This is a genomic window from Poseidonibacter sp. (genome assembly GCF_041821165.1).
In the GTDB taxonomy this organism is placed as follows: domain Bacteria; phylum Campylobacterota; class Campylobacteria; order Campylobacterales; family Arcobacteraceae; genus Poseidonibacter.
Map to the genome: position 1 here is coordinate 21384 of NZ_JBGUES010000011.1, position 6772 is coordinate 28155.

Below are 6772 nucleotides of genomic sequence, written 5' to 3' on the forward strand. Positions count from 1 at the left end.
TTAAAAAATATTTTGTTCAAAAAAAAAGGCAAGTTCAAAAGAACTTACCCTTTTTCTTTTAAAATATAGAGTCTAGATAAACTCTACACCTTTTTCACCCTCTGCAATTTCACCAATAATATAACCATCAGTGTTTGCTAATACAGCATCTACATTTGCAGGATTAACTACAAGAACCATACCAACACCCATATTGAATGTTCTGTACATTTCTTCTAATTCTACATGTTGTCCCATAAATTCAAAGATTGGTAATACTCTAATAGAATCTCTTTTTACAACTGCTTTTAAATTATCAGGTAAAACTCTTGGTAAGTTTTCTGTAATTCCACCACCAGTGATATGAGCTAAAGCATTAATGTTTTCTTTATTAGCTTTGAATTCTTTTACATAAATTCTAGTTGGTTCTAATAAAACATCAGATAATTTTTTACCTTGGAAATCATCATCTAAAGTCATTCCTAATTTTTCTAATAATAGTTTTCTCACTAGTGAGAACCCATTTGAATGAACACCAGAAGATGGTAATGCAATTAAAGTGTCCCCTACTGCAATTCTTTCAATTCTATTTAATTCATCTTTTTCTGCAATTCCAACACAAAAACCAGCTAAATCAAAATCACCCTCTTTATACATACCTGGCATTTCAGCAGTTTCACCACCAACTAAAGCACACTCAGATCTAATACAACCCTCTGCAATACCTTTTACAACATCAGTAGCTTCATCAACATTTAATTTTGCAGTTGCATAATAATCTAAGAAGAATAATGGCTCACCAAAGTTACATAATAAATCATTTGTACACATTGCAACTAAATCAATTCCAACTGTATCAAACTTTTGAGCATCAATTGCTAACTTTAATTTAGTACCAACACCATCAGTTCCTGATAATATAACTGGTTTTTTGTAACCTTCTGGTAATTCAAATGCACCTGCAAAAGAACCAATTCCACCTAATACACCTGGAATCATTGTTGATTTAACATGTGGTTTGATGTTTTCTACAAACTGATTCCCTGCATCGATATCAACGCCTGCATCTTTGTAACTAACTGTTGCCATTATTCACCTTTTTTTTAATTCTATTTTCTAATCTCTGATTAATTTATAAATTTTTTGGTATTATATCAAAATGTTTATAAATATTAAGGACTATATATAATGAAAGATAATAACGCATTTAATGAAATGATGGTACACATACCATTATGTACACATAAAGAAGCTTCAAATGTACTTGTAATAGGAAGTTCATGTGAAGAATTAAAAACACAGGCTGCTAAACATACATCAAATGTTGAATTTGGTGATGAATCATTACTAACATCAAAAAATGAGAAAAATATCGACGTAATAATTTTAACTGATGTTAAACTTGATGAATTACTTTTAGCAAACATAGATAGAATTTTAAATGAAGATGGATTAATTGCATTTGCAAGTGAATCTTTTTCTAAAAATGAAGCTGGATTAAAAGCAGATTTATTATTAGCAGGAACAAAATTCTGGATTGCTATGCCATTTAAATTTGGACATAACACATCTATTATTGCATCAAAAAAATACCACCCAACTGCTGATTTAGTATTACAAAGATCTGATTTCTTAGATGATTTACAATACTACTCATCAGAAATTCATAATGCATCTTTTGTTTTCCCAGCAGCTGAGCATAAAGCTTTAACTACAATTGCAAAAAGATAATTAACTTTTTTCATTAAATTTAAATAAATCATTATTATTGTAGTATACCTGCATGATTAATGATTTATTTAAAAACGCAATCGCCTTAACAGGTGGAATTTCTACAGGAAAAAGTACTGTTTGTAACTTATTTAAACTACATGGCTTTCTAACAATTGATGCAGATGAAATTGCTCATAAATTATTAGATGAAAATTCAAGCAAGATATCTACTATGTTTGGAGAGCAATATGTACAAGATAATAAAGTTCTAAGAAAAAAATTAGGAACAATAATTTTCTCAAATGAAGAAAATAAACTTAAACTTGAAGCCCTACTTCACCCTCTAATTAAAGAAGAGATAATTAAACAATCAAGAATTTTTGAAAGTCAAAATAAACCTTATTTTGTTGATATCCCACTATTTTTTGAAAAAATGAACTATCCAATAGCAAAATCTTTAGTAATTTATACTCCAAAAGAGACTCAAGTACAAAGATTAATGAAAAGAGATAATATTGATGAAAAAGAAGCTCTTCTTAAAATTTCAAATCAAATGGATATTGAAGAGAAAAAGAAATTAGCTGATTTAGTAATAGATAACTCAAAAGATTTAAAAAATTTACAAAATGAAGTTGAACGAATTATGGGAGAAATTATATGACATATACAAAATACTCTGCAAGTGGAAATGACTTTGTAATCTTTCATACTTTTATAGAAAAAGATTACAGCGAAGATGCAAAAAAATTATGTAATAGAACAGAAGGAATCGGAGCAGATGGTCTTGTTGCATTAGTTCCAAGTAATGATGCAGATTTTAAATGGCTATTTTACAATAGTGATGGAAGTGATGCTGCAATGTGTGGAAATGCTACAAGAGCAGTAGCACATTATGCATATTCAAATGGTTTAGCCTTAAATAAAATGAAATTTTTAACAGGTGCTGGTCTTATTGAGTCAGAAGTTGAAGGAAATATTGTTCAAACACAAATGACTAAACCTATAATTATAAAAGAACCTTTTGAACAAGACGGTTTTACTTGGTACTTAATAGATACAGGTGTTCCACATCTTGTAACAATTGTTGATGACTTACAAAAATATGATCATGACTTATGTTCAAAAATGAGATATGAACATAATGCAAATGTAAACTTTGCAAAAATTGAAGATAAAATCATAAAAGTTCGAACATATGAAAGAGGAGTTGAAGGTGAAACATTAGCTTGTGGAACTGGAATGGTAGCTTGTTTTTTAAGAGCAAATGATTTAAATTTGGTTGATAATAAAACTTTTGTATATCCAAAAAGTGGTGAAGAATTAACAATATCTAAAATAAATGATTCAATTTATTTTAAAGGTGCTGTAAAAAAATCTTTTACTACAAATATAGATTAATCAATATGAAAAAACTTTTTTTAATATTTCTTTTATCTTCAATATTTGCTATCAGCTCTTTTTCAAAAGGTATGCCTAGTGAATATTATGAGATAAAAACAGTAAAAGAATCAAAAAAATACTTTTTTGAGTATATATATAAATTAATAGAGAATGAAAATCTTAAGATCTTAAATGAAAGAAAATTTGTAAAAAATATTCTAAGTTCAAATATTTTAAATATAAATATGAATTCAAAAGAATTCGCAAAATTATTAGAAATAAAAAAAAGATACAGAATAAAAAAAATCTATGATTTAAATGAATATATGAGAAAAATTGATATCGTTCCACCTTCGATGGCATTAGCACAAGCAGCAGTTGAAAGTGGTTGGGGGAAAAGTAGATTTATAAAAGAAGCAAATAATATCTTTGGTCATTGGACATATAATCCAGAAATTGGAATGATTCCAAAACAAAGAGATGAAGGTGCAAATCACTTTATTAGAATTTTCAAAACATTACAAGATTCTATATCTGCATATATTTTAAATCTTAATAGAAATAGAGCTTATAAACTATTTCAAAATACAAGATTACAAGAGCGTAAGAATAATAAAAATCCAAGTGGTTTAGTTTTATCAAATACTATGATTAATTATTCTGGTATTGGTGAAGAGTATCTAATGATATTAGAAGATATGATTGTTAAAAATAAATTAAGTAACTATGATAAAAGATTTTATCAAAAATTAAATACTAAAAAATAAAGGTTATAAAAATGAAATTTCCAGCTCCATTAAAATCAGACTCTATTAAAATCATGCTTCTTGGAAGTGGTGAATTAGGAAAAGAAGTTGTAATTGAAGCTCAAAGATTAGGTATTGAAACAATTGCAGTTGATTCATATAATAATGCACCAGCACAATTAGTTGCTAATAAATCATATACAATAAATATGAAAAATGAAAATGAGATTTTAGATGTAATTAGAAGAGAAAATCCTACTTATATTTTACCAGAAGTTGAAGCTATTAATATTGAGGCTTTATTTACAGCTGAAAAAGAAGGTTACCACGTAATACCAAATGCAGATGCGGTTAATAAAACTATGCATAGAAAAAACATTAGAGAATTTGCAGCAGTAGAACTTGGTCTTCCTACAAGTAAATATGAGTTTGTTACAACTTTTGATGCATTAAAACAAGCAGCAAATAAAATTGGATTCCCATGTGTTATTAAACCAGTAATGAGTTCATCAGGTCATGGTCAAAGTATTGCAAAAAGTGCAGATGACTTAGAAAATTCTTGGGAATTAGCAAAAGAAGCAAGAGGTGATGCTAGTGAATTAATCGTTGAAGAGTTTATTACTTTTGATTATGAAATTACAATGTTAACAGCACGAAATGGTAAAGATACAGTATTTTGTGAACCAATTGGACATATTCAAGAAGATGGAGACTTTATCTTTTCATGGCAACCAATGAATATGAGCGAAATTGCAAAAAAGAAATCTCAAGAAGTTGCAAAAAAAATCACTGATGGATTAGGCGGAAGAGGAATTTTTGGGGTAGAATTATTTGTAAAAGGTGATGATGTTTATTTCTCAGAAGTAAGCCCAAGACCACATGATACGGGTATGGTTACTATGATTTCTCAATCACAAAGTGAATTTGCTTTACATGTAAGAGCAATTTTAGGATTACCTTTAGATTATATTGATTATGGTGCAGGTGCAAGTGCTGCTTATAAAGCTAGATCTGATAGTTTTAATCCAACAATTGATATCTTTGATTCATCATTTACAAAAGATTCAATTATTAGAGTATTTGGAAAACCTCAAAGTCATGTAGGAAGAAGAATGGCAGTAGCACTTGCTTTTGATAAAGATTCAAGTGATAGAGCATTACAAAAAGCTAAAGAAATTATTGGAAATTTTACTGATAAATAATCACATAACCTATATCAAAAGATATAGGTTATTCCTATAAAAAAATTATAACCCCAACAAAACCAATAAATATAACAAAGCATATTATTGTAATAAGTTTATGAAAACAATGATTTAGAATTATTGAAATTTAACTGCGTTTTCAAGCTTCTTCTTATTAAAAATAACTTAAAATTATAAAATTAATAACCACACCTAATTATACGAGTAGCATAATGAATAAAAACATATTTCGACCTTTTTTTAATGAACAAACTGATGTACTAAATTTTATAAGATACAATACTATTGGAAAAAATAAAAAAGAGTATTTTGATTATACAGCTTCAGGATTAGCATTTAGACAAATAGAAAATAGAATACATGATGTATTAGAAACTTATGCAAATACACATTCAAAAGAATCATCAAATGCTGATATGACAAGTAGTTATTATGAGTTAGCAAGAAAAAATTTATTTAAAAATTTAGAACTAAGTGATGATTTTGCGATTCTTCCAAATGGTTCAGGTACAACAGCTGCAATAAAACACTTTCAAGAATTAATGGGATTATATATTCCTCCAGCTACAAAAAGAAGATATGATATTCAAATTGATAAATCAAAATTGCCATTAGTAATAGTTGGACCTTATGAACATCATTCAAATGAAGTTTCATTTAGAGAAGCATTATGTCAAATAGAAAGAATTAATTTAAATGATGAAGGTCTTATTGATTTAGTACATCTAAAAAATGTTTTAGAAGAAAATAAACACAGAGAAATTTTTGCATCATTTTGTACAGCTTCTAATGTTACAGGTATTATTACACCATATGAAGAAATATCAAGAATTCTTAGAGAATATAAAGCAGTAATATGTTTTGATGCAGCAGCGAGTTCTCCATATATTAATATCCCTTGTCATTTGTATGATGCTTTATTTATGTCTCCTCATAAGCTTTTAGGTGGTCCTGGTTCATGTGGATTACTTGTAATAAGAAAATCTTTAATAAATACAGACTTAGCTCCTACTTTTGCAGGTGGAGGAACAGTTCAATATGTAAATAAAGATAGTCAAATATATCAAAAAAATATTGAAATAAGAGAAGATGCTGGAACACCAGGAATCTTACAACTAATTCGTGCAAGTTTAGCATATCAATTAAGAAATGAAATTGGTTTTGATTTTATAAAAAAACAAAAAGATAAACTAAAAAATATATTTTTAACAGAACTTAAAAATATTGCCAATTGTGAAATTTATGGAAATCAAGAATCAGAAAATATTGGAATAATTTCATTTAATATAAAGGATATCAATCCTTATGATTTATGTTCAAAACTTTCAACTAAAAAAAATATTCAAACAAGAGCAGGATGTTCATGTGCAGGGCCATATGGTCATTATTTACTAGGAATTGATGAATTAGATATCACTAATAGACCAGGATGGATTCGTATATCAATTCACTTCTCACAAAAAGAAGAAGATATATATAATTTACTAAAAGTAATAAAAGAGTCAATATAAAAGGTCAACAGAAATGTTGGCCTTTTTTTTAATAAAAAACAAGCAACACTCATAAAAAACTACAAATCGAAACCCCTATGTATAAACTCCATAAAGCGAAATAAAGAGCGAAAACTAAATCCTAAAGTAAAAGTATAATGTAATAATAAAAAGCTTGTATAGGCAAAATAAAGAGTTAATAATTAGTTAAAAAGATGAAATAAAAAAGAAAGAAATAAGAATAAAAGAATTTGAAAGA

The 6772-nt window shown here is 27.6% G+C and carries 7 protein-coding genes; 6 read left to right on the plus strand and 1 reads right to left on the minus strand.

Annotation, left to right across the window (positions count from 1 at the left end):
* Nucleotides 1–72: 72 nt before the first annotated feature.
* Complete coding sequence (gene purM / locus ACERKK_RS02210; RefSeq protein WP_373771441.1) at nt 73–1068, minus strand: phosphoribosylformylglycinamidine cyclo-ligase; 996 nt, start codon at nt 1066–1068, stop codon at nt 73–75.
* A gap of 99 nt (nt 1069–1167) precedes the next feature.
* On the opposite strand from purM, the gene ACERKK_RS02215 reads away from it, so the two are divergent.
* The 6 genes from ACERKK_RS02215 (at nt 1168) to ACERKK_RS02240 (ending at nt 6534) form a co-directional block, all read left to right on the plus strand.
* Nucleotides 1168–1710, plus strand: coding sequence for a spermidine synthase (locus ACERKK_RS02215; RefSeq protein WP_373771442.1), 543 nt, complete (start codon nt 1168–1170; stop codon nt 1708–1710).
* 52 nt (nt 1711–1762) lie between these two features.
* Nucleotides 1763–2353, plus strand: coding sequence for a dephospho-CoA kinase (coaE, locus tag ACERKK_RS02220; RefSeq protein WP_373771443.1), 591 nt, complete (start codon nt 1763–1765; stop codon nt 2351–2353).
* Nucleotides 2350–3090 (plus strand): diaminopimelate epimerase, encoded by a 741-nt coding sequence (dapF, locus tag ACERKK_RS02225; RefSeq protein ID WP_373771444.1) that lies wholly within the window; start codon nt 2350–2352, stop codon nt 3088–3090. The genes coaE and dapF overlap by 4 nt, the downstream gene beginning before the upstream one ends.
* Before the next feature lie 5 nt (nt 3091–3095).
* Nucleotides 3096–3839, plus strand: coding sequence for a glucosaminidase domain-containing protein (locus tag ACERKK_RS02230; protein WP_373771445.1), 744 nt, complete (start codon nt 3096–3098; stop codon nt 3837–3839).
* Nucleotides 3840–3850: 11 nt separating this feature from the next.
* Nucleotides 3851–5020 (plus strand): formate-dependent phosphoribosylglycinamide formyltransferase, encoded by a 1170-nt coding sequence (gene purT / locus ACERKK_RS02235; protein WP_373771446.1) that lies wholly within the window; start codon nt 3851–3853, stop codon nt 5018–5020.
* Between the two features lie 215 nt (nt 5021–5235).
* Entirely contained in the window at nt 5236–6534 is a 1299-nt protein-coding gene (locus ACERKK_RS02240) for an aminotransferase class V-fold PLP-dependent enzyme (RefSeq protein ID WP_373771447.1), read from the plus strand.
* The last annotated feature ends 238 nt before the right edge of the window (nt 6535–6772 follow it).

What these genes read in the sequence shown, in the direction of transcription:
- purM (WP_373771441.1), bottom strand. Translation starts at nt 1,068, where the DNA reads ATGGCAACAGTTAGTTACAAAGATGCAGGCGTTGATATCGATGCAGGG.
- ACERKK_RS02215 (WP_373771442.1), top strand. Translation starts at nt 1,168, where the DNA reads ATGAAAGATAATAACGCATTTAATGAAATGATGGTACACATACCATTA.
- coaE (WP_373771443.1), top strand. Translation starts at nt 1,763, where the DNA reads ATGATTAATGATTTATTTAAAAACGCAATCGCCTTAACAGGTGGAATT.
- dapF (WP_373771444.1), top strand. Translation starts at nt 2,350, where the DNA reads ATGACATATACAAAATACTCTGCAAGTGGAAATGACTTTGTAATCTTT.
- ACERKK_RS02230 (WP_373771445.1), top strand. Translation starts at nt 3,096, where the DNA reads ATGAAAAAACTTTTTTTAATATTTCTTTTATCTTCAATATTTGCTATC.
- purT (WP_373771446.1), top strand. Translation starts at nt 3,851, where the DNA reads ATGAAATTTCCAGCTCCATTAAAATCAGACTCTATTAAAATCATGCTT.
- ACERKK_RS02240 (WP_373771447.1), top strand. Translation starts at nt 5,236, where the DNA reads ATGAATAAAAACATATTTCGACCTTTTTTTAATGAACAAACTGATGTA.